The sequence below is a fragment of the Paenibacillus sp. J31R109 genome (genome assembly GCF_059692055.1).
In genome coordinates, this window is sequence record NZ_JCAUAR010000001.1 from 283,638 (window position 1) to 309,180 (window position 25,543).

Sequence of the window (25,543 nt, forward strand, 5' to 3'; positions counted from 1 at the left end):
ACGTGATGTCGCGTAAATGTGTGAGGAATATAGAAATCGGATATGGAAAAAGAAAGTGAGGGTCTTACCGTGAAAAGACCAGTTGTTCAAGGATGCTGTCTGTGGATAAGTGGCTATGTGCTCGCTATTTACACCGAGCTTCCGTGGTTGTCCTGGACGACGAGCGCGCTGCTGGTAGCCGCGCTCGCCGCCATCTACGTGCTGCGCCTGCCTGGCCGGCAGCCGCTGGGTGCACTGCTGCTGGTCGTCATAGCCTACGGCTATTATCAAGGGACCGACCAGCGCAACATCACCGCCCTGCCGCTGGCGCAGCAGCAGCAGGTAGGCGAGGCCGGCAGCGAGGTCACGCTGCTCGGCCGGTTCGCTAGCCCTGTCACCATCGACGGTGACAGGGCTAGCTTTACCATTGAAGCGGAGTCCGTCCGCTTCAATGAAACCACCGCTTTCCCGCTTGGCGGGGAAAGCGTGCAGGTCTCGCTGCGCCTGATGGAGCAGGCGCAGCAGGCTGTGGCGTCGGGCTGGCGCCGCGGCGACGCCCTGACGCTAACGGGGACGCTGCGCAGCCCGTCCCCGGCACGCAACTTCGGCGGCTTCGACTACCGCCGATATTTGCGCCTTCACCACACGCATTGGCTGCTCTCAGCCAAAGGGGTGGATCAGGCGCAAGTGCAGCCTGCGGCTTCGCACTTCAGCGTCGTCCAGCTTCTGCGCTGGAACGACGAGCTGCGCGCTGCTCTCAGCAGGCGCATGGACGTGATCTTCCCCGCGTCGCAAGCGGGGTTTATGAAAAGCATGCTGATCGGGCTTACGGACGATCTGGATCCGGACCGCTTCCAGCAATTTTCGGAGCTGGGATTAACGCATATTTTAGCCATCTCAGGATTAAATATTGCCGTATTTCTAGGTGTATGCATCTGGATCTTACGTCGTTTCCGAATGGCCAAAGAAACCTATCTGCTCATCTGTATGTGTTTACTCCCGTTCTACGTCCTCGTTACAGGAGCATCACCCTCAATTGTCAGAGCAGGCCTCATGTCGATGATTGCCCTGTACGCAGCTCGGCGTGGAGGAATGAAAGAAGTATTGCACATTCTAGCTGTTGCTGCATGGGCGATGCTGGTGTGGGAGCCCTATTTTTTACTCGATGTCAGCTTCCAGCTATCATTCTTAGTAACACTTGGACTTATCCTAGGTGTGCAAAGAGTGACCCACTTACTCTCACCTTTCCTAACTTCCCCGACACTTCGAAACACGTTAGCAATTACACTAGTCTCTCAAGCTGTTTCCTTCCCGGTTTCAATTTATTATTTCAATCAATTTTCTTTGTTATCTTGGTTAGCAAATGCTGTTTTAGTTCCTGTCATCAGTATGATCGTGTTTCCGGCTGGTTTGGTTGCACTTGCTCTCGGTTTGATCTATACACCGCTTGGTCAAAGATTGGGTCTACTGATTTCATGGCTGAATGAAGCCATATTTTGGATAACGGATCAACTCCAACAGATACCTTATCTCAAAATGATTTGGCCATCTCCAAGTATTCCATGGATCTACTTTTATTACGGTTTTTTGATACTTATTTATGTTCTATGGCATCGTATCCACGTAAGTGCGACAGATGAACTTCCTATCATGCTTGACCGCAGCAGCGGCAAGAATGCAAAAAAGCGAAATGTACAGCTAAGCTTGCTCCTGGCAATCGGCAGTTTTCTTATACTTTTATGGATTGGGTATACACCAAATCGCTTTCAACGCACAGGCGTTGTGCAGTTTATTGATGTAGGACAAGGAGACGCGATACTCATTCGAACGCCGTATGGCAAGCATCTATTAATTGACGGCGGTGGCACACTGAGTTTCCGCAAAGCAGGGGAGGAGTGGAAAAATCGTAAAGATCCATTTGAAGTGGGCCAAAAGACACTGGTGCCACTCTTGAAGAAGCGAGGGATCCATCGTCTGGAGATGGTCGTGCTTACTCACGAGGATGCTGACCACAGCGGTGGGCTGCAGGCGGTGATCGAGCAAATTCCGGTGAAACAATTTTTATTTAATGGGACGTTTAAAGAAAGTACTAGCGTGACAACCTTATTCTCAACTCTTGTGCAAAAGGAAGTTCCTTTATTGCCCGCACAAGTGGCGGATTGGATTCATATCGACCCGCTAACGAGATTACAGGTGATTTATCCGCTTGAAACGAATCAGACTGAGGTTGAAATAGTCAAAGAACAAAATGCGAGATCGGTGGTTTTCTTGCTTGAAATGCAAGGCACTCGGTGGTTGTTTACGGGGGATATGGAAAAAGAATCTGAAGCCGCTGTTCTTTCATATTTACAAGATCACCCAGGACTAATAGCCAGCGATAGAAATTCTTGGTACACAGCTAGAGATGCAGCAGCAACGAAAGATACTTCTTCTAATCCGTATATTGATGTTCTTAAAGTTGCTCATCATGGGAGTAAAACATCGACAACTCCAGAATGGTTAGCCTATTGGAATCCAGCTGTAGCTGTCATTTCTGTTGGTGCAATGAATACATATGGACATCCGTCTCCAGAGATTATTGATCATTTAATGAACGCTAAGGCGGGTATTTTTCGTACAGAACGAATGGGCGAAGTGCAGATGGAAGTTCGAAAAGAGGGCATTTTTACGAGAATGAAGTTAGAGTACTAGACTTTATAGTCATGGGTTGATTCTATAGAGGCCTTAGCTGCAATTTTCTCCTGAGGGGGAGGCGTAGATAAGGCTTATTCTTTGTAATTTTCGGAATCTTAATCAATATTGAAACAAATTTTTGTTTTTTACGTCTAAAAGGTGTTATATCGCTCATTTTTTGTTATTCTGATAGATGCAACTACCAATATATTTATTCTAAAAAGATTGCAACCTTATGCGAGGCGATTGCGTTTATAAGATTGCAAGGGGGAGGGATCCCAGTGATAGCACCCGAACTGGTAAGATCAGCACAAGCCGGTGACCGTGATGCGCTCATTACCCTATTGCGAGAGATTGAGTCTCACGTGTATCGGACGGCTTTTTATATTCTGAATAATGAACAGGATGCGCTGGATGCTTCCCAAGAAGCACTGATCCGCATTTATACCAAAATTAATTCATATGAAGAAAAAGCCTTGTTTAAAACGTGGGTACAGCGGATTGTTACGAACATCTGCATCGATAAATTTCGCAGAGCGAAGCCAACGGTCTCTATGGATGAGCATGAGATGACGTTTACAGCTGATAATGATGTAGAGCAGGAAATATTGACGGGCTATCTAGCTCAGGATATTAGAGAGGCTATTGAAAAGCTTCCCGAACACCATCGCACTGTGGTTGTTCTTCGTTATTTGCAGGACTTTTCGTATCATGAAATTGCAGAATCGCTCGGCTTACCACTCAATACGGTGAAGTCTTACTTATTCCGAGCTAGACACACCTTACAGGCGTTACTCCAAGATTATCAGAAAGGAGGTGTTCGGGGATGAAATGTCAAGAGGTGATGATGTACATGCAAAGACAGCTAGATGGAGATTTAGCTCCAGAAGAGGAAGATGAGCTGCATGCTCACCTAATGCATTGTTTGGATTGTGCCCAGATGTTTGAACGTCTGAAGGCCCTTTCGAGCGAATTGTCCCAGCTTCCTAAAGTGATGCCACCTTTCAGTTTGGTTGATTCTATATTGCCGCAACTGCTTGAATTGGATAAACAAAAAGAAACGCCACAGTTGGATAATGTCGTTACATTCCCAACACTGGTTGCAAGGGCAGAAGTAGAAGGTGAGCCAAAACGCTCAGGTTTGAATCGTTTTAAAGAACAATTCTCATGGAAGTTCGCAAGCGGCGTTGTTGCCGCGGGATTGATTATTGGATTCTTTGCATTTAATATGCAAAATCCCGCTACGCAGAACGCAGATGAATTGATGTCTCGTTTTACCTCTGATTCTAAGAGTGCCAAAGATGATGCTCCTAGAGCGGCGACAGAGATGAATCGCATGCAAGCGCAAGATCCCATCGCTAAGAATCAAGCGGATGCCACAGCTAGTAGCGGGGCACTTAACACGCCAACGACGGATCCGTTAGTCCAAGGGACTGATGATGCGGAGTCATCAGCAGGCAGTGGGAATACGCCTCAGGCTACCTCTGACGCGCAACTAGAGAAACCGGGCGTATTTACCTCACCAGCAAGCGGTAGCGAGATGCAAGGTGCGCAGGTTTCACCTTCCACTACGCCGCCAGAGCGCTTGAAGGAAGTGGACGGATCCAATAAGGTTGATAAAACGGATCCCAATGCAGATGTGTATACGCCTCCGGCAGGCTTATCTGTACCGAAATCAACATTGGAACCTAAGTCAACGGAGTCGCCAACAAAGAAAACAACGCAAGAGCCCTCTGTGGATTCTTCAAGTACAGAGCGTATAAGTGGCGGTCAAGGGATGTCCTCTTTAGCTATGCCTCAAGTTGAAGGCGTACTGAAGTCTACAACGGGGATATATGAGGCAAAGATTGAAGATGCGCATGTTGTCATTCGAAATAGCCGCACGCTTGAAATTGTATTTGTTTCCAAACATGTGTGGCAGGAACAAGATCAGATCAAGCTGTTGGAATGGTCGAAGGATGATAAGTTGTTTTATGAAGTGACAAGCAAAGGAACGCTCCAAACTTTTCTTATCAACCTGAATGACAAAACAGAAGTCAATAAATAAAAATAAGAATTGATGCACCAAAAGGTTAGCACATGCGTAAACTATCTTAGAAGAATAGAGAACAGTTCATTCATCCACACGAGCTAAGGTTTCTAGAGCCTTAAATCGGTGTTTAAATAGACTGGCGAAGGGATTGCTGCAAGGTCTTCGGACTTTGACGTAATCCCTTTGTTGTTGGTAAAATAAGCGGGAGGGGTGAATGCCAGCGATGGACGCGAAGAGAGCATTGAAAGATATACAAGCAGGCCGGCCAGCTCCCGTTTATTTGTGCTACGGACCTGAGAAATATAAAATGCGCGAATTCATTCAAGTTCTAACAGATTCCTTAATGGGTCCAGAAGATCGTGAATTCGCAGTGAGCAAATTCGACTTGAGTGAAATGCCGCTTTCTTCTGCCTTAGATGACGCTGAGACGTTACCTTTTATGGTGCCGAAGAAATTGGTTATCGCGAAAAATGCGCTATTTTTTACAGGTGCGAAGGAAAATACGAAGCTTGAGCACAACATGGATCGCTTGGCGGCTTATTTGAAATCCCCCGCGGAGCATACAGTTGTGGTGTTTACCGTGGATGCTGATAAATTGGACGAGCGTAAAAAGATTGTAAAAGCACTTAAGGACATGGAAGCCGCCGTGCCTTTCCTATCCTTGAGCCCAGAGGAACTTACGCATTGGGTTGCTAAGCAAGCTAGTCTGCTTGGCTTTACATTCTCTGGTGGGGCTGCTGATCAATTGATTCTGTATACAGGTGGAAACTTGCAATCGTTATCGGCCGAGCTAGAAAAAATTTCGTTGTATGTAGGTGCACAAGGTGAAGCAACGCCGGACGTCGTTGATCAGTTGGTTGCTAGGAGCACGGAGCAGAACGTATTTATTCTTATCGAAGATATTGTGAATGTACGATTGGAACGAGCTTTCGTCATCTTGGAGGAGCTTCTGAAGCAGCGTGAGGAGCCCATCAAGATCGCTTCACTTATCGCCAGACAATTCCGCATCATGCTGCAGGTCAAGGAATTGGGAAAACAAGGCTATTCGCAGCAACAGATGGCATCCCAGATAGGCTTGCATCCTTTTGCGGTAAAAGTAGCTGAGGGGCAGGCGCGGAAATACGATGGGGACAAGCTGAGCCGTATTATGGGTGAGTTAGCCGATCTTGATTTGCAGATGAAAACAGGAAAAATAGACAAAGTTTTGGGTCTTGAATTATTTCTTCTTAGGCTAGCAGCCTAAGAAGTGAGGTAAATGGAAAAAAGACTAATTCTCCTAGGAGAATTAGTCTTTTGCTTTATGTCCGTGTATTACGCTTGAGCCGAAAGAGCGTTTAGCTTTTTAGCTAGACGGGACTTCTTGCGGTTAGCGGCATTTTTATGGATTAAACCTTTAGAAGCAGCTTTGTCTAATTTCTTGGAAGCAGAAACTAGAGCTTCAGGGGTTAAAGCTGTTTCGAAAGCTTTCACAGCAGTACGCAAAGCGGACTTGTGGGAAGCGTTGCGAAGACGGCGCTTTTCGCTAACTTTTACTCGTTTAATAGCGGATTTAATGTTTGGCATGAAATTCACCTCCTACTTACAAAACACGTTCAACGTTACATTTGTATGTTTGCTGACAACTTTAAGTATTCTACCACGCAATATTTCAAAATGCAAGAGCTGTCAATAGGTTTTCAGTGGTCTTTATTAGGTATTGATGTTTACTGTGGCGTCAGAATTGCTCCATCATCGCCGCGAACCGTTATTCCCACCGAAAACAGAAGTAGTCCGATATCTCCGAACTAAATTGTAGCTTCCACTCTAAAAAAAGTCCATTAGTCAGATTCTGCCTGCTTAATTAGCCACTTTCTTTGTCTGACAACAGATTTTGACGATTTAGTTAGGCGATTTAGGACTAATCAAGGATGATTGCCGCGGACAACTAGTTTAGTTCGAGAAATTCGGACTAAATGAATGTGGGAAGGGTGGGAAACAGTGAAAGGTTACAATAAGGGCGGTTTCCGAGTCGTATCTACAAGCCAAGCGTGCACTCTAGCAACACCTTTGGTTTCAGGGCGAAGCCATTTTTTATCTTCTAGGAGTCGTATTTGATTTCTTGCTGTATCATATCCACATTGTAACACTTCTTTGACGTCCGCGAGTTTAATCGGGCGACCCAGTCTTAAGGCTAGTCGTAGAATATCTCGTTCCCGACTGTTCAATTGACTTTCAAGAGAGTCTTGTTCCCCAAATAAGCTTCCGATGAGTTGTTGAAGCAACGCTTGCCAAAGACGAGGACGTTCTCGAATATCATCCAAGCTAATACGCACGATGATCCAACCATCATTCACCAAATGCATGTGTCGCACGAATTGATTTGAGTATTGTCTACGATCGAGCTTTTCATAGTGAGTTCCGTAAGGATCGATCTCAAAGGTGATACGGATGCCAGAACGGATATAAGCAAAGTCCAGATATCTTTTGCCGTCAGCATAATCAATGATCTCATACTCGGGATGCAAGTAAGTAAAGTGTCCAAAAGCTTGCCACCACAGTGAACGGAGAAATTCTTTCTCAGCAAACGCATGACCAGTCTGTAATTTTCGTAATGCCTCACCTTTCCTTTTGCTTAAATGACCATTCAGCCATTCTTGGTGAGCACTGTCAAACGAATTCAAAGTCATCACATCACGCTCCATCCCAAAATAAAATAGCGCCGTCCCGTAACTCCTAAGAGTTATGGAAACGGCGCATGCTTTGCGTCTGAAAATCTATTCGATTAGGTTATTTTCAGAATAACATCACTATGCAATTCTTACAAGTATTTACAAGTGTCTGAGATTCGAAATGATCAGTTTACAGTGGTCTTCAACTTTGCATAACACTGTAGCATCTGTCACACAATAAACAATACAGCGCAAGCATGAAAGGGGATCTCCAATGGACTTAGGCATATTCAACACACAGACCGACCTTGCACTTGATGCAAGGGATATGGCCCATGCAGCCAATCAGGGGCAGCCGATTCCTGGTATTGAACAAGAGTTCACACGGGAAAACGGGATACGCGTTACCAAAATCAACGTCCTGAATGAAGAAGGGTCCAAAGCGCTTGGTAAGCTTCTGGGCCATTATATAACGATTGAAGTGCCTGCGCTCCGGGAGAAAGACAGCCAGCTGCAGGATCGCGTGGCAACCAAGCTAGCTCAAGAGTTTGAGCAGTTTTTGCGGCAAATCGGCATTCCCAAGAATGCGAAGGCACTTATTATTGGCTTGGGCAATGGCAATGTAACCCCGGATGCCTTGGGGCCACTCGTTGTCGAGAATGTTATGGTGACGAGGCATTACTTTGAACTAGTTCCCGAAGATGTGAGCCCAGGCTATCGAGCGGTAAGTGCTGTTGCCCCAGGGGTACTAGGCACAACAGGGATTGAAAGCAGCGACATCGTGCAAGGGATTGTAGATAAATCTAAACCTGATTTCATCATTGCCATAGATGCGCTTGCCTCTAGATCCTTGGATCGTGTCAACACGACCATACAGATTGCGGATACGGGCATTCATCCAGGCTCAGGCATCGGAAATAAACGCAAAGGCTTGACCAAGGAGAATCTAGGAATTCCTGTTATTGCGATCGGAGTACCGACGGTTGTGTATGCCTCAACGATTGTCAACAATGCTTTTGATCTCATGCAGAAGCACTTTAGCGATCAGACGAGTAACACGGGGCATATTTTTGGACTTCTAGATAATATCAATGAAGACGAGCGGCTGCAGCTTGTCAAAGAGGTGCTAAACCCCGTAGGGCACGATTTGCTCGTTACGCCGAAGGAGATTGATCAATTTATTGAGGATATCGCCAATATTATCGCTAGCGGCCTGAATGCGGCGTTGCATGACGCTGTAGATGTCGATAACGTGGCAGCCTACACCCATTAATTCAAGCAAAGAACTGAACCCACTGGCGTGGTGGCAGTTCTTTTTTGCCGTTCTATTATGGACCTCATAGTGCCTTATCATTCCCTCTTAATCCTTCTCTATCAAAAAAATCTAGCGAAACTAGTTCTATCGTTCGGGCTCGTTTCATAGATTGAATTAAGATAGTTTAGGAGGCATGGAAACTATGAAATGGACATCAGCCACATGGAATTTCAGCCAAGTTCGCAAAACCTTTCAGAGCGCCAGTTCCGTCGGGAAAACGTTCATGGTACTCAGCACCTCGACCTTAGCTCTATTCGTACTCATTGGTCTAGGTGGCGTCCTGCAAAGTAGATTAATGTCGACAACGTCGCCGGTTTCTTCCATGAAAGGTCTCGCTGCATCTGTCACGAATCAGTTTTTTATCGATATGTTGGGTATGGAAGTCCCTCATTTAAATAAGGATCAGAAGAAGTTTACCTTTTCCCAACACAATGTATTTCACTTCGCTTTTCAAATGATGACCAATATTAATCCAAGTGATCCCAAAAGCCTTGTTGCAAGTGAAGTGCCTGGTATGGATTTGACGAAATCGACCGTCTTGGTGAAAGGGAGCGAAAATAATCCCAGTGCGCCATATGATTTCAATCCAGGCTCGAATAATTTGGAGGCAGAAGCCAAAAATCCACCACTTCCGACTCCATCCATAGAACCAACGCCGATTAGCAGCGTGTCCCCATCTCCGAATGCAGTTGGTCAGCCACCGAAAACAGCAGGCGATAATATTGCTTTTATCTATCAAACACATAGCAATGAGTCATTTCTCCCCGAGCTCAAAGGTGTGACAGATCCAGACAAAGCATATAGCGATAAAGTGAATATCATCTCCGTAGGGCAACGGTTAGCTCAGAACCTTGAGAGAGATGGCATTGGAGCTGTGCATTCTTCAACCGTTTATCCGAGCACGGTCAAAGGTTTTGAATACCCGTACTCCTACAAATATTCCGCCAAAACGCTCCAAGAAGCGGTCGCTTCGCATAAGGATTTGGATTATTTCTTTGATATTCATCGCGACTCAGGAGCACGCAACAAAACAACGGCTACGATCGATGGCAAGGAAGTTGCGCAGGTTTATTTTATCATTGGCGGGAAAAATCCAAATTGGAAAAAGAACGAGGAATTTGCAAGCAAAATTCATCAAGTACTGGAAGCGAAGCACCCAGGTGTCTCCAAAGGGATTCATGCCAAAGAGGCCAGTGAGGGGAATGGTTTGTATAATCAAAACATCTCACCTAACAGTATTTTGATCGAAGTAGGCGGCCCCTACAACACCCTCGAGGAATGTTACCGGGCAACGGATTGGTTGGCCGAAGCGATATCGGAAGTTATTTTGAACGCGAAGAAAGTTGATTCACCGGCGGATACGGCAAAAAAATTGTAAACCGGCTTACCAATAAAGGAGGAAATGTGATGAGGCTGAGGCACTTTTATATCAAGGTTGGATTGTTTGGACTCTTGCTGCTGTTTTGTATCTTGTTCGGCGTCAGTCTAGCATCCAGCGGGATGGAACGTATTGAAGGTCCTCAGCCTTCCTCCAAAGCGTCGGCACAAGTTACTCCAACAAAAGCACCAGGTAAAGTAGTAACAACAGTTGCTAATGCTACGCCAACACCACCTGCTCAAAATGCAACAGTGAAAGGGAAACAAAACGATGAGCCGAAGACTGAACCCGTTGTCATTCATGATAATTCACTGAACCGTGTAGGGAATAAATTAGGTGACCTTTTACAGATAACGGCACATCATGGAATTAAATTGTTCATTTCTTTGTTTGATGCTGTTTTAGGCAAAGGCTAGCTGTGCATTGCTCCGACTTCCCACAACTGCTATAATGAAAATTATTTGCATGTAGTGGGGGTTAGTCTTTAGCATGACGGACATTCGAGAAAGACAACAAAGAATTCGCAACTTTTCAATTATCGCTCATATCGATCACGGCAAATCAACACTAGCTGATCGTATTCTGGAATATACAGGTGCATTGTCTTCACGTGAGATGCAAGAGCAAGTTCTCGACCAGATGGATCTGGAGCGCGAACGGGGAATTACAATCAAACTACAGGCGGTGAGATTGGCTTACCGCGCGGATGATGGTGTCGATTACATCCTTAACCTGATTGATACACCAGGACACGTAGACTTTACCTATGAGGTATCACGAAGTCTTGCTGCTTGTGAAGGGGCATTGTTGGTTGTTGATGCGGCGCAAGGTATTGAGGCTCAAACACTAGCGAACGTATATCTTGCTCTGGAAAATAATTTAGAAATATTACCTGTTATTAATAAAATTGATTTACCAAGCGCAGACCCCGAGAAAGTAAAACAAGAGGTCGAAGACGTCATCGGTCTTGACGCTAGTGATGCTGTTCTTGCTTCAGCTAAAGCGGGTATCGGTATTAAAGAAATTATTGAACAAATTTGTCTGAAGGTACCAGCTCCACAAGGTGATCCGGATGCTCCTTTGAAGGCCTTGATATTTGACTCCCATTACGATAGCTACAAAGGCGTAATCGTGTATGTGCGAGTTGTGGATGGTTCGATCAAAGCAGGTTCCAAAATTAAAATGATGGCGACGAACAAAGTGTTCGAAGTTATTGAAGTCGGTGCGTTCAAACCAAGAATGTCATCGGTACCTTCCCTTGAGGTTGGAGATGTTGGGTTCATCGTTGCTGGTATTAAAAATGTCGGAGACACCCGAGTCGGGGACACGGTAACGGATGCAAATCGCCCGTCACTTGAACCGCTGCCAGGCTATCGTCGCATTAATCCGATGGTATTCTGTGGTTTATATCCAATTGAAACGACCGATTACAACGATTTGCGTGAAGCGTTGCAAAAGCTTGAACTTAATGATGCTTCCTTGCGCTTTGAGCCTGAAACATCAACGGCGCTGGGCTTCGGCTTCCGTTGCGGATTCTTGGGGCTCCTGCATATGGATGTTATTCAAGAACGTATCGAGCGTGAGTTTAACATCCCGTTAATCACGACGGCACCGAGCGTTATCTATCGGGTTACATTAACAAATGGCGATATCATGGAAATTGATAATCCATCGAACTATCCAGATCCGCAACGTATTGATTTCGTAGAAGAGCCTTATGTAAAAGCTTCCGTTATCGTGCCGAATGATTACGTAGGTACCATTATGGAGCTTTGCCAAGGTAAGCGCGGCGAATACTTGAATATGGAATACTTGGATACGAATCGCGTAACATTGACGTATGAGATCCCATTATCCGAGATTGTCTACGATTTCTTCGATATGTTGAAGTCTCGGACAAAAGGCTATGCCTCTTTTGACTATGAAATCAGCGGGTACAAGAAATCTAATCTGGTTAAAATGGACATCTTGCTCAATTCGGAGCAGGTGGATGCCCTGTCCTTCATCGTTCACCGTGATACCGCTTATCACCGTGGCAAAATCATTTGTGATAAACTGAAAGAGCTTATCCCGCGGCAAATGTTTGAGGTGCCGATTCAAGCAGCAATTGGACAGAAAATCGTGGCACGTGAGACCGTAAAAGCGATGCGTAAAAACGTACTTGCCAAGTGTTACGGCGGTGACATTTCTCGTAAACGTAAATTGTTAGACAAGCAAAAAGAAGGTAAAAAACGCATGAAGCAAGTGGGTAGTGTAGAAGTGCCACAAGAAGCATTCATGGCCGTTTTGAAAATCGACGAATAGAGGCATGGAATGAAAAGCTGGGGTGGCAGCAGACGCTGTCCCTTGGCTTTTTCTCAATGGAGAGATAGCTAGTTTGAAAGATAGAAAGGAATACCCCTATGTTAGTTAACTATACAACGCCAACAGCGGTGTACATTCATATTCCCTTTTGCACAAACAAATGTCATTATTGTGATTTCAACTCTTATGTCCTCAAAGGGCAGCCTGTGATGGAATATTTAGATGCACTTGAGCGTGAAATGGAGCTTACTGTACGAAACAATCCGCCACAGAAGGTGGAGACGATCTTTGTTGGTGGCGGAACGCCAACCGTTCTATTGCCAGACCAAATGGAGCGATTTCTTAAGATTGTTCGAACTTATTTCCCAGCGGATAGCGCGGAAGTAGAATTCTCCATGGAAGCTAACCCAGGAACGACGGACGAAGATAAGCTAGCTGTGATGAAAGCTGGCGGTGTGAATCGTATTAGCTTCGGTGTGCAATCTTTTAACAATGACATTCTTGCGGCGATCGGCCGTATTCATAATACAGATGATGTGCACAGAAGCATTGCCAATGCGAAGAAATTAGGTTTTGATAACTTATCAATTGACCTGATGTTCGGACTTCCGAAGCAAACAGTGGAAATCATGCAAGCAACATTGGATGAGGCGTTGTCACTTGATTTACAGCATTATTCAATTTACAGCTTGAAGGTAGAAGAAAACACGTTGTTCCACACCTTATTTAACAAAAATCAACTGCCTCTTCCAAGTGAAGATGAGGAAGTCGATATGTACGAACTCATCATGCGCCGATTGGAGAGTGCGGGCTATAAGCAATATGAGATCAGCAACTTTGCCAAGCCTGGCCGCGAGAGCAGACATAATACGATGTACTGGCGCAATCGCTCCTATTACGGATTAGGCGCAGGTGCACATGGGTATATGAATGGTAAGCGTCATGTGAATGTGAAGGGTATCCAACCTTACATTGATGCAACGAAGCTGGGATTACCGATCATGGAGCAATTCGACGTTACGCCGCAAGAAGCGATGGAAGACTTTATGATGGTTGGACTGCGACTGCTAGAAGGTGTGCGCAGCACGGACTTCATGGATCAATTCGGAGAGACGATCGAAGCCCACTTCGGAACTACGCTGCAAAGCTGGATCAACAAGAAGCTGATTGAGCAAACGTCGGAAGGATATCGTTTATCCAAGCACGGTATTTTGCTAGGAAATGAAGTCTTCGCCTCGTTCTTAAGCTAAACCAATTTCATGCAAAAAACGCTTGTGCATTTATACGTTTCGTTGTATATTTATACATGAATCCACAAGCGAAACAGCGGAAAGCCGCAGGGCGCTAGCGTGGCTTTTATGCATTTTTGTGCGAATGGTGGGTGGGGAAGCGTGAATACATCAACTACGGTGTCCGTAAGAAAAGCTTCGGTGGATGATATCGATAAGCTTTTTGAAATCATACAGGGGTATGCCAAGCAAGGCATCATGCTGCCGCGGAGCAAGGAAATGCTCCAAGATCAAATTGATACGTTTGTTGTCGCTGAATTCGATGGCCTATTAATAGGGTGCGGTTCACTGACGAGGTTGGGGCCAGATCTGGTTGAGATTCGCTCACTTGGGATGACGCCTGGCTACAAGGGTCAAGGAATCGGTGGCAAACTTGTTGACTTCTTAGTCGAAGAGGCAAGAAGCCAAGGAATTATTAAAGTGATGGCACTTACTTATGAAGTGGCTTTCTTTCAAAAAAACGGCTTTACACTCGTTCCGAAGGAGATTTTTCCTGAGAAGGTTTGGAGAGACTGCATGCATTGCAAAAAACAGTATTGTTGCGATGAAATCGCCGTACTTAAACGTTTGGATTGACTTGACAACAGACCTTAGGGTCTGTTATTTTTGTATTAGGATTTAGCACTCACTAAATACGAGTGCTAACGAAGGTGGCAAATAGTGAAAAGTGAGGAGGAGGGGTACTCATGTTGACAGAGCGCCAACGCATGATTTTAAGTGCAATCATTGATGATTACGTTCGTTCAGCGGAGCCAATTGGTTCGCGAAGTATTTCGAAGCGTGGGAATGTTGGGTTTAGTCCAGCAACCATACGTAATGAAATGTCTGATCTCGAAGAAATGGGCTATCTTGAGCAGCCTCATACGTCCGCAGGTCGTATACCTTCACACAAGGGTTATCGCTATTATGTCGATCATTTGCTCCAGCACGGCTCCTTGCATAGTCATGATTTGGATTCTATGAAGGGCGCTTTCGCAGAGCGTATTCAAGAGATGGAAGGTGTTATTCAGCACGTTGCTGGCATGCTCTCCAGTCTCACGAACTACACGTCGATCGTGCTCGGTCCTGAAGTCTTTAGTACAACTTTAAAGCATATTCAAATTATCCCGATCTCGGATACTACAGCAGTAGCAATCTTAGTGATGAATACGGGACATGTTGAAAATAAAACCGTGACGATACCTGAAGGCATGCCAATGTCGGAAATCGAGAAGGTCGTCAATATTCTGAATACAAGGCTGAAGAATGTGCCGTTGGTTCAGTTTAAATCAAAGCTTTACAACGAAATTTCAAATGAATTAAGCAAATATGTGACTGGCTATCAAGAGCTTCTTGGTATGGTTGAGAGTGTACTGCAAAGCGATGAGAAGGACCGTGTTTTCCTCAGTGGAATGACGAATATGCTCACACAACCTGAATTCAAGGATGTGGAGAAAGTGAAGAGCATTTTTGATCTGCTTGAAGAAGCGCCGACTCTCATCAAGTTATTTACTCCGTCAAATGAAGGCATCGAGATAAAAATTGGTGCTGAGAATAGTATTGAAGCCATATCGAATTGCAGCTTAATCACAGCTTCATACTCCATTGCCGGTACGCCGCTTGGCACGATTGGTATTTTAGGACCTACTCGGATGGAATACGGTAGAGTCATTGGTTTAATGGAACATCTATCGAAGCATATGGAACTGGTCTTAGGACGTTGGTATGGCAAATGACAGGAGTCAAACCCATGCATGGTGAAAGTGAAGAACGGTACTCTACGTTAGTCAATAATGCCGCGGCAGTTCGGGCGATTTGTTCGGCCGTCGAAGGAACCCTGGGGCCTAAGGGGCTAGACACAATGCTAGTCGGCGGCCAAGGTGAGGTCATTATTACTAACGATGGTGTGACGATATTGGAAAAAATGGATGTTACGCATCCAGCAGCGAGATTGATGATTCAAGTTGCTCGCAGTCAACAACGGCAGATTGGCGATGGAACGACAACAGCTACTGTGCTAGCTGGCGCGATGGTGCAAGAAGGTGTTGCCCAAGTTACGCGAGGTGTTCCAGTAGCCAAAGTTGTCACGGGTATGCTGCAAGGAATTGAATTAGCCGTAGCTAGTCTAGAGGGGCGCAGTCGAAAAATCACTGGTCTCACAGATCGAGCGCTTCAGCGTATTGCTTACACGGCAGGGCGAGAGCAGACGGATATCGCTAAACTCGTTATTCAAGCGGCCGAAGCGGTCGGTGATGCAAAGCTGCGCGAAGAGGGTTATCGCTTCGCAGACAGCGTGCTCGCCCACGAAGTAGCGAGCAGTGAGGTCTGGACCGGCATTCTGCTGAATGGGAAGCCGATGAACCTGCATCTCGAGCAGGAGCGCCGAGATGCCCGCATCCTCGTGCTGCATGATGCTCTGGAGCCTGAGACGGTCAGCGAGGAATCGCTGGTCACCGAGGCAGGCTTCCAGCGCTACATGCAGCTCCGAGAGCTCTTCCGCAGCTCCCTAGGCTTGCTGCTGGAGCTTGGCGTCGGTCTGATTGCATCAGACCGCGGGGTTGACCCTGAGGCGGAGCAGTTTTGCTCCGACCATGGCATTCTCGTGCTGCAGCGGTTGTCCCGCAGGGACTTGCAGCTGCTGAGCGAGCACACCGGCGCTAGGCCGGTGCGGCGCACGGCGCTGCGCAAGAGCGCGCCGGAGCTCAGCACGGCGCTCGGTCACGCGGGCTATGCCGCGTATGACGAGCGGCTGGAGCGCGTGCGCGTCGCGCAGGGTCACGGCGAGCAGCACGTGACCGTGATCGTTGGCGCCGCGACGCGCGAAGCGGCGCATGAGCGCTCGCGCATCGCGAAGGATGCTGCGTCAGCCGTCCAAGCCGCCGTGCGCGGCGGGTACTTGCCCGGCGGCGGCGCAGCTGAGATGGCCGTCGCGCATGATCTAGAGCGTGTGCGCGAGACGATGAGGGGCATGGAGGGCTTTGGTGTGGCCGCTGTCGCGGGAGCACTGCGCAAGCCATTGTCTCAGATCGTAGTGAACGCAGGCTACAATCCGCTCGAGAAGGTTGAAGAGCTGAAAGCGGCCCAGCTTGCACAGGATACGGACAGCCTAGGGATCGATTGCGATACGGGGCTGATCACGGATTTTGTGGAAGCTGGAATTATGGATCCGACAGATGTGAAAATTCACGCGCTGCAAGCGGCTGGTGAAGTAGCTGCCGCGGTACTGCGTATCCATACAGTGATCAAGATGAAGCAACCTTTTGAAGAGAATTAAATGTGGGCAAACTAATCCCAAATATGTCGTGTATTATGTTTAGGAGGTGAAGGACAATTGAGTACTGGAGATAACAAAACAGTGGAACAAGACATTAACCCTACATACGCAGCCGAGAATGAATCAGCGACAGAGCAAGAAGTTGTTGTTGAGGAAGTCGGTTCCGAGGAAGCTAATAGCGAATTGGAACAGGCGCGTGTGCAAGCCGAAGAAAACTATCAGCGTTTATTACGCGTTCAAGCGGACTTCGACAACTTCCGTCGCCGTGCAAGAGCGGAGAAGGAAGATTTCGCAAAATACGCTTCGGTTAAATTAATTGAGCAGCTATTACCGATTGTGGATAACTTTGATCGCGCGCTGTCTTCAAGCAAAGAGACGAAGGATTTTGACGCATTGGTAAAAGGCTTGGATATGACATACCGCGGTTTGGATCAAGTATTATCTGCTGAAGGGCTTAAGCCTATTGAAGCTGTTGGTCAACCTTTCAATCCTGAATTCCATCAAGCCGTGATGCAAGTGGAATCTGAGGAGTTTGAAGAAGGTATCGTCGTTGAAGAATTGCAAAAAGGCTATATCCTCAAAGACAAGGTCATCCGACCAGCAATGGTTAAAGTTAGCGTATAAGTCTAATTTTGATCACGAGACTAAAGGATCTTATCTTTTCTAAATAAACTAATGACGTTCCTAGAGGAACATAAGGAGGCATCTTTACATGAGTAAAGTAATTGGTATTGACTTAGGTACTACAAATTCTTGCGTTGCCGTTATGGAAGGCGGAGAAGCCGTCGTAATTCCAAATCCAGAAGGTAACCGCACAACGCCATCCGTTGTAGGTTTCAAGAAAGATGGCGAGCGCGTTGTTGGTGAAACAGCAAAGCGTCAAGCGATCACAAACCCAGACAAAACAATCTCTTCCATCAAGCGTCACATTGGTACGAACCACAAAGAGAACATTGATGGCAAAGACTACACGCCACAAGAGATCTCTGCAATTATCCTGCAAAAGCTAAAAGCAGATGCAGAAGCGTACCTTGGCCAAACGGTTACACAAGCGGTAATCACGGTTCCTGCTTACTTTAACGACAGCCAACGTCAAGCGACGAAGGATGCTGGTAAAATTGCTGGTCTTGAAGTTCTTCGTATTGTTAATGAGCCAACAGCAGCAGCACTTGCTTACGGTTTGGAAAAAACAGAAGATCAAACAATTCTCGTTTATGACCTAGGTGGCGGTACATTCGACGTATCCATCCTTGAGCTAGGCGATGGTTTCTTCGAAGTTAAAGCAACAAGCGGCGACAACAAATTGGGCGGAGATGACTTTGACCAAGTTGTTATGGATTACCTCGTTGCTGAATTCAAAAAAGAGCAAGGCATTGACCTTTCCAAAGACAAAGCGGCAGTTCAACGTTTGAAAGATGCAGCTGAAAAAGCGAAAAAAGAACTTTCCGGTGTTTTGACAACGACTGTTTCCCTTCCGTTCATCACGGTAGCAGACGGCGTTCCTCAGCATTTGGAGTTGAATATTTCACGTGCGAAGTTCGATGAGCTTACTTCTGGACTTGTTGAAAGAACACTAGGACCAACTCGTCAAGCGCTTCAAGATTCCGGTTTGTCCACAAGCCAAATCGATAAAGTTGTTCTTGTTGGTGGATCCACTCGTATTCCTGCAGTTGTAGAAGCAATCAAGAAATTGATTGGTAAAGAGCCACATAAAGGTGTTAACCCGGATGAAGTTGTTGCCCTTGGTGCAGCTGTTCAAGCTGGTGTTTTGACTGGTGAAGTAAAAGACGTTGTTCTTCTAGACGTAACACCACTTTCCCTTGGTATCGAAACAGCAGGCGGCGTATTCACGAAAATGATCGACCGCAACACAACGATTCCTACAACGAAATCACAAGTGTACTCCACTTATGCAGATAACCAAACTAGCGTAGAGATTCACGTGCTTCAAGGTGAGCGCTCCATGGCTAGCGGTAACAAAACACTTGGCCGCTTCATGCTAGGTGATATTCCTCCAGCTCCGCGCGGCGTTCCGCAAATCGAAGTTAGCTTCGATATCGATGCGAACGGTATCGTAAACGTGTCTGCTTTGGATAAAGGAACAGGTAAAAGCCAAAAAATCACGATCACTTCTTCCAGCGGTTTGAGCGATGCAGAAGTTGAACAAATGGTGAAAGACGCGGAAGCGCATGCTGAAGAAGACCGTGCACGTAAAGAGCTTGTAGAAGCTCGCAACGAAGCGGATCAATTGGTATACTCCGTTGACAAAACGATCAAAGATCTTGGCGACAAAGTTGACCAAGGCGAGATCGACAAAGCGAATGCAGCAAAAGAGAAAGTAACAACTGCACTTGCAGGCAACGATCTTGAAACGATCAAAAAAGCTACAGAAGAATTGACGGAAGTTATTCAACAACTTTCTGTTAAATTATATGAGCAAGCTTCCCAAGATCAAGGCCAAGGTCCTGATGCTGGTGCAGGCGAAGCTCCTAAAGGCAGAGAAAATGTTGTAGACGCTGACTACGAAGTAGTTGACGAACCTAAAAAATAAACATATTCTAACTAAATAGAAGTTTAAAGAGGTTCTTTAAACACTGTTTGTTATCAATTAACGTAAGAGTCAAAGCCAAGGGGAGTTTCTCCGTGGCTTTGACTTTCCGTTTGTAGTCTTGAACATGGGAGTGGAACAAGTGAGTAAACGTGATTATTACGAAGTATTAGGTCTCGGCAAGGATGCTTCGCAGGATGAGATCAAGAAGGCTTACCGCAAAATGGCACGTCAATATCACCCTGACGTCAATAAAGCGGCGGATGCTGAAGATAAGTTCAAAGAAGCTAAGGATGCATACGATGTGCTGAGTGATGATCAGAAGAAAGCGCAATACGATCAGTTCGGTCACGTCGATCCGAATCAAGGATTTGGCGGCGGTCAAGACTTCGGCGGCGGCTTCGGGGATATTTTTGATATGTTCTTCGGTGGCGGCGGTGGTGGTAATCGTCGTAATCCGAATGCTCCGCAACGCGGTAATGATTTGCAATATACGATGACCGTGGAATTTAAAGAAGCCATTTTTGGTAAAGAAATGGATATTAACATTCCTCGTACAGAGAATTGCGATACGTGTCATGGTTCAGGTGCCAAAGCTGGAACGAAGCCTGAAACTTGTGGCGGCTGTCACGGCAGCGGACAACAAGAAGTGGTTCAGAATACAGCATTTGGCCGTATTGTGAACCGCCGCGTGTGTACGTCCTGTAATGGTTCCGGTAAAATCATCAAAGAAAAATGCGGAACGTGTCATGGCGCTGGTAAAGTGAAGAAGACACGCACCATTCACATTAAGATTCCAGCAGGTGTGGATGATGGTGCTCAACTTCGCGTGTCTGGTGAAGGTGAAAGCGGAACTCGCGGAGGCCCATCTGGTGACCTTTATGTCGTGATTCGTGTCAAAAATCACGAGTTCTTCCAACGTGAAGGCAATGACGTATATTGTGAAGTGCCTTTGACTTTCATGCAGGCAGCTCTTGGTGACGAAATTGAAATCCCAACGCTGACGGAAAAAGTAAAGCTCAAGATTCCAGCTGGTACCCAGACGGATACGTATTTCCGTCTCAAAGGCAAAGGCGTTCCGCATCTTCGTGGCTTTGGTCAAGGGGATCAACACGTGAAGGTTATCGTGATGACACCGACGAATTTGTCAGAAGATCAAAAGGATTTGCTTCGTCAGTTTGGAAAGCAAAGCGGCGAGCATACGCATGAGCAAAGTCAGTCTATTTTTGAACGTATGAAAAGAGCCTTCTTAGGCGACTAGTTAACTATGGCACCTCGCGTGTGGATGACAGATGTATTCTGTGATTCACACGTTTGGGGTGCTTTTTGTTTTGGAAAATAGGCGAGGGGTGAAAAGAGATCATCCGTTGGATAAATCCATTGTAATCGTAGAAATGAAGGGGGGAAAATGCATTCTATTGGATATTTCCGCCCCTATTAATCATCCCTTTACATATCCCATCAAATTTACAAAACCTACATATGAACTTGACGTTCTCCAAATCTATGAGCCTTATGCTAGTAAGGTGAAATACTATTTTTGGAGGGAAAACATTTGAAAAAAGCGTTAAAACAAATCATGAGTTCTGGAATGGCAGTTTCCTTATTAACTCTAAGTCTAGCAGGGACAGTTTCTGCTGCAGATTCAGCGGCACCGTCAACTTCAGTTGCTCCACCTTCTAAAAATTTGATTGTTCTTATCGGCGATGGAATGGGACCAGCTGAAGTAACAGCTGCTCGTTATTACGCGAAAAAGTTCCTAGGTAAAGATCGTCTGGAGTTAGATGGCGGTTATTATGTTGGGAAAGCGACTACATACTCACAAGCAAGTCCTTACACAACGGAGTCTGGTGCAATTACGGATTCTGCAGCAGCGGCGACAGCATTTTCAACAGGGAATAAGACATACAACAATGCAATCAGTGTCTCTAACGGTGAAGTAGCTTCACCTTATGCTTCTGTGATTGAAGCGGCTATGAAGCAAGGCAAAGCAACGGGTCTAGTATCAACAGATAATATTACTGGAGCTACGCCTGCTGTATGGGCATCACATGTACGTCAACGCAGCAATCAAAATGCGATTGCTTCGCAATATTTGAACAGTGGTGTCGACGTTATTTTCGGTGGAGGTAAGGTCAACTTCACGACGAAAGAAGATAAAGGAAAACGTACGGACAAAAACATCATTCCTGACTTTCAAGCTAAAGGGTACCAAACGGCTTTTGATAAAAAAGGCTTGGATGCCATCCCTGTAACTGCAGGTAAAGCGCTTGGTCTTTTCGCAGATGCGGAAATTCCTTACGTACTGGACCGTACAGAGACTGTGCCTAGCTTACCGCAATTGTCGCAAAAGGCATTGGATATTTTATCCCAAAACAAAAATGGTTTCGTCTTATTGGTAGAGCAAGGCCGTATCGATCACGCTGGTCATGCCAACGATCTTCCTGCAAACATTCAAGAAATGCTAGAGCTGGATGCTACGTTCAAGACATTAGTTGATTTTGCTAAAAAAGATGGCAATACCTCTGTTGTTGTTTCAGCGGATCATGAGACAGGCGGTCTTTCCCTTGCGAGAGACAATGTCTATGAAATCAATGTAGATTTGTTTAACAAACAGAAGCATTCCTATGAGTATATCGATGGTATTTTGAAAAAAGCGCAAACAGCCGAAGATATCCGCAAAATCGTTGCAGACAATATTGGCTTCACGGATCTGTCTGATGAAGAGGTTCAATTGATTTTGAATGGCGATGGCTCCTCCTACGGACGTGGCGGCGGTTATAATGCAGTCGTGTCGAAACGCCTTGCAGTTGGCTGGACAGGACATGGTCATACTGGGGTTGATGTTGGTGTGTGGGCATATGGTCCAATAGCTTCTCTAGTTAAAGGCGACATCGATAATACGGACATTGCGAAAAATGGTGCAAAAGTGATTGGTGCTGATTTGGCAGCGGCCACAAAAGAGCTTCAAGACAAATATCTGTACCCAATGTTCAAAGTGACGCGTGATTCCAAAACTTTGTTTACGGCAAGATCACTAGCAGAATCTCTTGGCATTCAAGTAGGTTGGGACGAAGCTTCACATACCGTAACTTTTACAAAAGATAGTCAAAAGATCTCTGTTCTTGTCTCAACAGGAGAGATTACTGTAAATGGTACGGCAAGTGCATGGGTTGGCAATGTGGATAACGGTAAGTTGTATTTGCCGCTTGAAGCTTTTAATCAACTGACTGGAAAAACATTCACATGGGATTCCTTTAATGAGCGCATTGTAAAAAATTAATTATAGGAGCAGACGGACATGGGGGGCTCCTTCCCTGTGTCCTCTTTTCTTTTTGTAGTCATATTGAAGTGAGGAGGGTTTGCATGATTAGCATGCAGGGAATATCGAAATCGTTCCGACTCCATGGTCAAAACTTGCCAATCTTGCAAATAGCGAAGTGGCACATTCAAAAAGGTGAAAGAATAGCGCTAATGGGACCGAGTGGCTGTGGGAAAAGCACCCTTTTACATCTGCTAAGCGGTGTCATCACGCCAGAGCAGGGAGAGATCTGGGTAGCTGACCAACCGGTTCATCTTCTCTCCGAAAGTAAAAGAGATCGCTTTAGAGCGGAGAAGATCGGCTATATTTTTCAAGATTTTCATCTCATTTCTTCACTTACCTTAAGAAAAAACGTTGAGTTAATTCTGCCGCGCACTTGGTCGAAAAAGGAGCGAACGGAGAAGCTTGACGATTGGTTTGAACGTGTAGGCTTGAAAGATCGTAGGGACCATCTACCGTCGCAACTCTCGCGGGGGCAACAGCAAAGAGCCGCAATTGTGAGGGCTTTAATTACAAAGCCCCCACTACTTTTAGCGGATGAGCCGACTGGCAGCTTGGATTGGGAGACAGGGAGTGAGTTGATGGCCTTGTTGCTTGAGATTTGTAAAGCGGAGCAATTGACTTTGGTCTCAGTCACGCATGATCGACATATCGCTGAGATGTTTCCGACAAGAGTAGATATGCGAGAACTGAATGAGCTGCTTAGGAGTGTATCGGTATGAGTGTCATCTCTTTACTTTGGAGCCAACTCTGGCATCGTAAAACCTTGTCACTATTAACGATTTGCTCTGTAGCTATTACAGCAGCCCTGGTTGTATTCCTTCTAATATGCAGTCAAGGCGTTGAGCGAGGCGCTGAAAATGGTTATGGACCTTTCGATGTGACCATTGGAGCCAAAGGCAGCGCTACGCAGCTTGCACTGAATACCTACTACCACATCGGTGCGCCCACGGGGAATATTCCAATCACGGTTTTAGATGATGTGCGCAAAAATGATTTCGTGGATTCGGCTTATGCCATGACGACTGGTGATAATTATCAAGGGTTCCCAATTATCGGCATGGAGCCTGGTTATTTCCTGACACGCTATGGCGCTGGCAAACAAATGGCACAAGGCAATCTTTACGGAAAACAAGGCGAGACCATTGTTGGTTCTTATGTGGCAAGTTCGCTTGGTCTATCGGTGGGAGACACGTTTGTTGGTGCCCATGGACTTATACAGGAAGTAGGCGTGCATGAAGAGGAGGAAGAAGACGAAGAAGAGGGACACCATGCCTTTACATATACGGTAGTAGGCATATTGCCGCCATTGCACACATCAGATGATCGAGCTGTATTTACAACGTTGGATTATGCGTGGGCTGTTCACGAAAGTCAGCAAAGTGGCAAGCAAGATATTACAGCGATTCTTGTCAAACCGAAATCACTACTTGGTGCCCAGACCATCAAAACAGAGTTCGCAAAATATAATAATGTGCAGTCAGTCTTTACGAGCAAGGCGGTAGCCGATGTTGTTAACGTTGTTGATCAAGGAACACAAGCAGTGAAATTCGTAACGGTCATATGTATTTTACTCGCAGCAGGATCGATTTTATTATCGTTGGTTGCTGCCGTTCATGAACGCAAAAGGGATGTTGCTTTACTGCGATTAATAGGAAAATCGAAGCAATTCATCTGGTTTTCCCTAATCGGAGAAGGTGTTCTATTAACTATTATGGGGTTAATTGTCGGGATTGCTCTCGGACATATCGGCGCATATCTAAGCAGTGATGTTGTTTTCGCGCAAACAGGTTTACAAATACAAGCGGGTTCTTACTTACCAGGGGAGTTTTTACTGGTTGTAGTTACTTTACTGATTGCGATAGCTGCTTCAATTGGCCCAGCAATTCAAGCTTATCGCGTTGATCCTTTGCAATTATTCCGGTCTTGAGGTGACAATAGGATGAGAAATAGATATTGCAGTATTGGACTGATTTTAGTCTTATGCGTTGTGGTTTCAGGTTGTGGTCAAAAGAAGACGGAATCGCCAGGACAATCCTTCGGTAGTATTGTTTCACCAACCGTCGCTTCTGCAGCGCCAACTAGTCATGTGTCCTCCAATGAGACACTTGCACCTGTTGCGACACCTGTAAGTCCAGCGACTATGGGTCCGGAAGCATCCCCAGCTCCAACTACGAAGCCTTCAGTGCCACCATCGCCTTCCCCACAGGCACAGGTTAGTGAGACACAGCCCGTTGTAACGTCGCCGAAGTCTGCCGAGCCTGGAGGAAGTGCGGCTCCGAAGACAGAAACCAAACCGGTGGAGACCAAACCAGAAGCCAAACCGACAGAGCCTGTCAGTACGCCAAAATCGACAAAAAACCAATTGACCAACGAGATCAAATGGGGGGAGTTTTTCGATACGGCTAAGCAAGATACGCCCTCTAATAAGTTTTGGGATATGAACGGGAAGACCGTCCAGATCAAAGGATTTATGGGCGAAGTTTTGTCCTTTGAAAAGCACTGGTTTCTTCTGATTCCTCAACCTGGAGCTGAATGTCCCTTCGATAATGGTGATGAGACGTACTGGAATCAAATCATGATTGTGTATGTCCCCGATGCAGTGAAACTGAGATATACTTCGGGTCCTCTTTTGATCACCGGGAAGCTCGATGTCGGCATTAAGCTTGATGAATCGGGCTACAAAACGATGTTTCGGTTGTATAATGCTTCTTTTGAAAAGATAAAGGAGTAATCGTGCTGTTAGGATTTGCATAAAAAGGTTCTGGTTCGCAAACGATATATGGGGCTTTCAATTAAGGG

21 protein-coding genes are annotated in these 25,543 nt (G+C 45.9%); 19 read left to right on the forward strand and 2 right to left on the reverse strand.

The genetic code is table 11. The features are described 5' to 3' along the window. Window positions 1-69: 69 nt before the first annotated feature. The 4 genes from AC58QT_RS01160 to holA all read left to right on the forward strand — a co-directional run bounded on the left by AC58QT_RS01160 (window position 70) and on the right by holA (window position 5,927). Window positions 70-2,670: a DNA internalization-related competence protein ComEC/Rec2 gene (locus tag AC58QT_RS01160; protein WP_497407381.1), complete on the forward strand. Its 2,601-nt coding sequence runs from the start codon at window positions 70-72 to the stop codon at window positions 2,668-2,670. A 263-nt stretch (window positions 2,671-2,933) separates the two neighbouring features. Continuing rightward, complete coding sequence (locus AC58QT_RS01165) at window positions 2,934-3,482, forward strand: RNA polymerase sigma factor (protein WP_310226843.1); 549 nt, start codon at window positions 2,934-2,936, stop codon at window positions 3,480-3,482. Continuing rightward, entirely contained in the window at window positions 3,479-4,699 is a 1,221-nt protein-coding gene (locus AC58QT_RS01170; protein WP_497407382.1) for an anti-sigma factor, read from the forward strand. The genes AC58QT_RS01165 and AC58QT_RS01170 overlap by 4 nt, the downstream gene beginning before the upstream one ends. Before the next feature lie 208 nt (window positions 4,700-4,907). Continuing rightward, entirely contained in the window at window positions 4,908-5,927 is a 1,020-nt protein-coding gene (gene holA, locus AC58QT_RS01175; protein ID WP_497408072.1) for a DNA polymerase III subunit delta, read from the forward strand. Between the two features lie 68 nt (window positions 5,928-5,995). On the opposite strand, the gene rpsT is transcribed toward holA, so the two are convergent. Together rpsT and AC58QT_RS01185 are read right to left on the reverse strand one after the other, a co-directional pair. Beyond that, window positions 5,996-6,247 (reverse strand): 30S ribosomal protein S20, encoded by a 252-nt coding sequence (gene rpsT / locus AC58QT_RS01180; RefSeq protein WP_056609803.1) that lies wholly within the window; start codon window positions 6,245-6,247, stop codon window positions 5,996-5,998. A gap of 422 nt (window positions 6,248-6,669) precedes the next feature. After that, window positions 6,670-7,350, reverse strand: a complete 681-nt coding sequence (locus AC58QT_RS01185) for a DNA-binding response regulator (RefSeq protein WP_497407383.1) — start codon at window positions 7,348-7,350, stop codon at window positions 6,670-6,672. 256 nt (window positions 7,351-7,606) lie between these two features. Between AC58QT_RS01185 and gpr the strand changes: the two genes are divergently transcribed. From gpr to AC58QT_RS01260, 15 genes are all read left to right on the forward strand, one after another. After that, the gene (gpr, locus tag AC58QT_RS01190; protein WP_497407384.1) at window positions 7,607-8,605 is read left to right on the forward strand and encodes a GPR endopeptidase; all 999 of its coding nucleotides are present in this window, start codon (window positions 7,607-7,609) and stop codon (window positions 8,603-8,605) included. A gap of 184 nt (window positions 8,606-8,789) precedes the next feature. Further along, window positions 8,790-10,025, forward strand: a complete 1,236-nt coding sequence (spoIIP, locus tag AC58QT_RS01195) for a stage II sporulation protein P (protein ID WP_497407385.1) — start codon at window positions 8,790-8,792, stop codon at window positions 10,023-10,025. Between the two features lie 29 nt (window positions 10,026-10,054). Further along, the gene (locus tag AC58QT_RS01200) at window positions 10,055-10,441 is read left to right on the forward strand and encodes a DUF3679 domain-containing protein (protein WP_497407386.1); all 387 of its coding nucleotides are present in this window, start codon (window positions 10,055-10,057) and stop codon (window positions 10,439-10,441) included. Between the two features lie 73 nt (window positions 10,442-10,514). Then, window positions 10,515-12,329, forward strand: a complete 1,815-nt coding sequence (lepA, locus tag AC58QT_RS01205) for a translation elongation factor 4 (protein ID WP_497407387.1) — start codon at window positions 10,515-10,517, stop codon at window positions 12,327-12,329. Window positions 12,330-12,427: 98 nt separating this feature from the next. After that, complete coding sequence (gene hemW / locus AC58QT_RS01210) at window positions 12,428-13,579, forward strand: radical SAM family heme chaperone HemW (RefSeq protein ID WP_497407388.1); 1,152 nt, start codon at window positions 12,428-12,430, stop codon at window positions 13,577-13,579. A 141-nt stretch (window positions 13,580-13,720) separates the two neighbouring features. After that, window positions 13,721-14,194 carry an N-acetyltransferase gene (locus AC58QT_RS01215; protein WP_310226859.1) on the forward strand — a complete coding sequence of 158 codons (474 nt, stop codon included), beginning with the start codon at window positions 13,721-13,723 and terminating at the stop codon, window positions 14,192-14,194. 110 nt (window positions 14,195-14,304) lie between these two features. Then, a complete protein-coding gene (gene hrcA / locus AC58QT_RS01220; RefSeq protein ID WP_310226861.1) occupies window positions 14,305-15,333 on the forward strand; it encodes a heat-inducible transcriptional repressor HrcA in 1,029 nt (342 codons plus the stop codon). Further along, window positions 15,330-16,871 carry a TCP-1/cpn60 chaperonin family protein gene (locus tag AC58QT_RS01225; protein WP_497407389.1) on the forward strand — a complete coding sequence of 514 codons (1,542 nt, stop codon included), beginning with the start codon at window positions 15,330-15,332 and terminating at the stop codon, window positions 16,869-16,871. The genes hrcA and AC58QT_RS01225 overlap by 4 nt, the downstream gene beginning before the upstream one ends. Before the next feature lie 57 nt (window positions 16,872-16,928). Further along, the gene (gene grpE / locus AC58QT_RS01230) at window positions 16,929-17,495 is read left to right on the forward strand and encodes a nucleotide exchange factor GrpE (protein WP_497407390.1); all 567 of its coding nucleotides are present in this window, start codon (window positions 16,929-16,931) and stop codon (window positions 17,493-17,495) included. A gap of 88 nt (window positions 17,496-17,583) precedes the next feature. Then, window positions 17,584-19,422 carry a molecular chaperone DnaK gene (gene dnaK / locus AC58QT_RS01235; protein WP_497407391.1) on the forward strand — a complete coding sequence of 613 codons (1,839 nt, stop codon included), beginning with the start codon at window positions 17,584-17,586 and terminating at the stop codon, window positions 19,420-19,422. Window positions 19,423-19,546: 124 nt separating this feature from the next. Further along, window positions 19,547-20,680, forward strand: coding sequence for a molecular chaperone DnaJ (gene dnaJ / locus AC58QT_RS01240; RefSeq protein ID WP_310499106.1), 1,134 nt, complete (start codon window positions 19,547-19,549; stop codon window positions 20,678-20,680). Between the two features lie 294 nt (window positions 20,681-20,974). After that, window positions 20,975-22,702 (forward strand): alkaline phosphatase, encoded by a 1,728-nt coding sequence (locus tag AC58QT_RS01245; protein WP_497407392.1) that lies wholly within the window; start codon window positions 20,975-20,977, stop codon window positions 22,700-22,702. Between the two features lie 83 nt (window positions 22,703-22,785). Then, window positions 22,786-23,463 carry an ABC transporter ATP-binding protein gene (locus AC58QT_RS01250; RefSeq protein WP_497407393.1) on the forward strand — a complete coding sequence of 226 codons (678 nt, stop codon included), beginning with the start codon at window positions 22,786-22,788 and terminating at the stop codon, window positions 23,461-23,463. Next, window positions 23,460-24,671: an ABC transporter permease gene (locus AC58QT_RS01255; RefSeq protein WP_497407394.1), complete on the forward strand. Its 1,212-nt coding sequence runs from the start codon at window positions 23,460-23,462 to the stop codon at window positions 24,669-24,671. The genes AC58QT_RS01250 and AC58QT_RS01255 overlap by 4 nt, the downstream gene beginning before the upstream one ends. Before the next feature lie 12 nt (window positions 24,672-24,683). Continuing rightward, window positions 24,684-25,475: a hypothetical protein gene (locus AC58QT_RS01260; protein ID WP_497407395.1), complete on the forward strand. Its 792-nt coding sequence runs from the start codon at window positions 24,684-24,686 to the stop codon at window positions 25,473-25,475. Window positions 25,476-25,543: the final 68 nt, after the last annotated feature.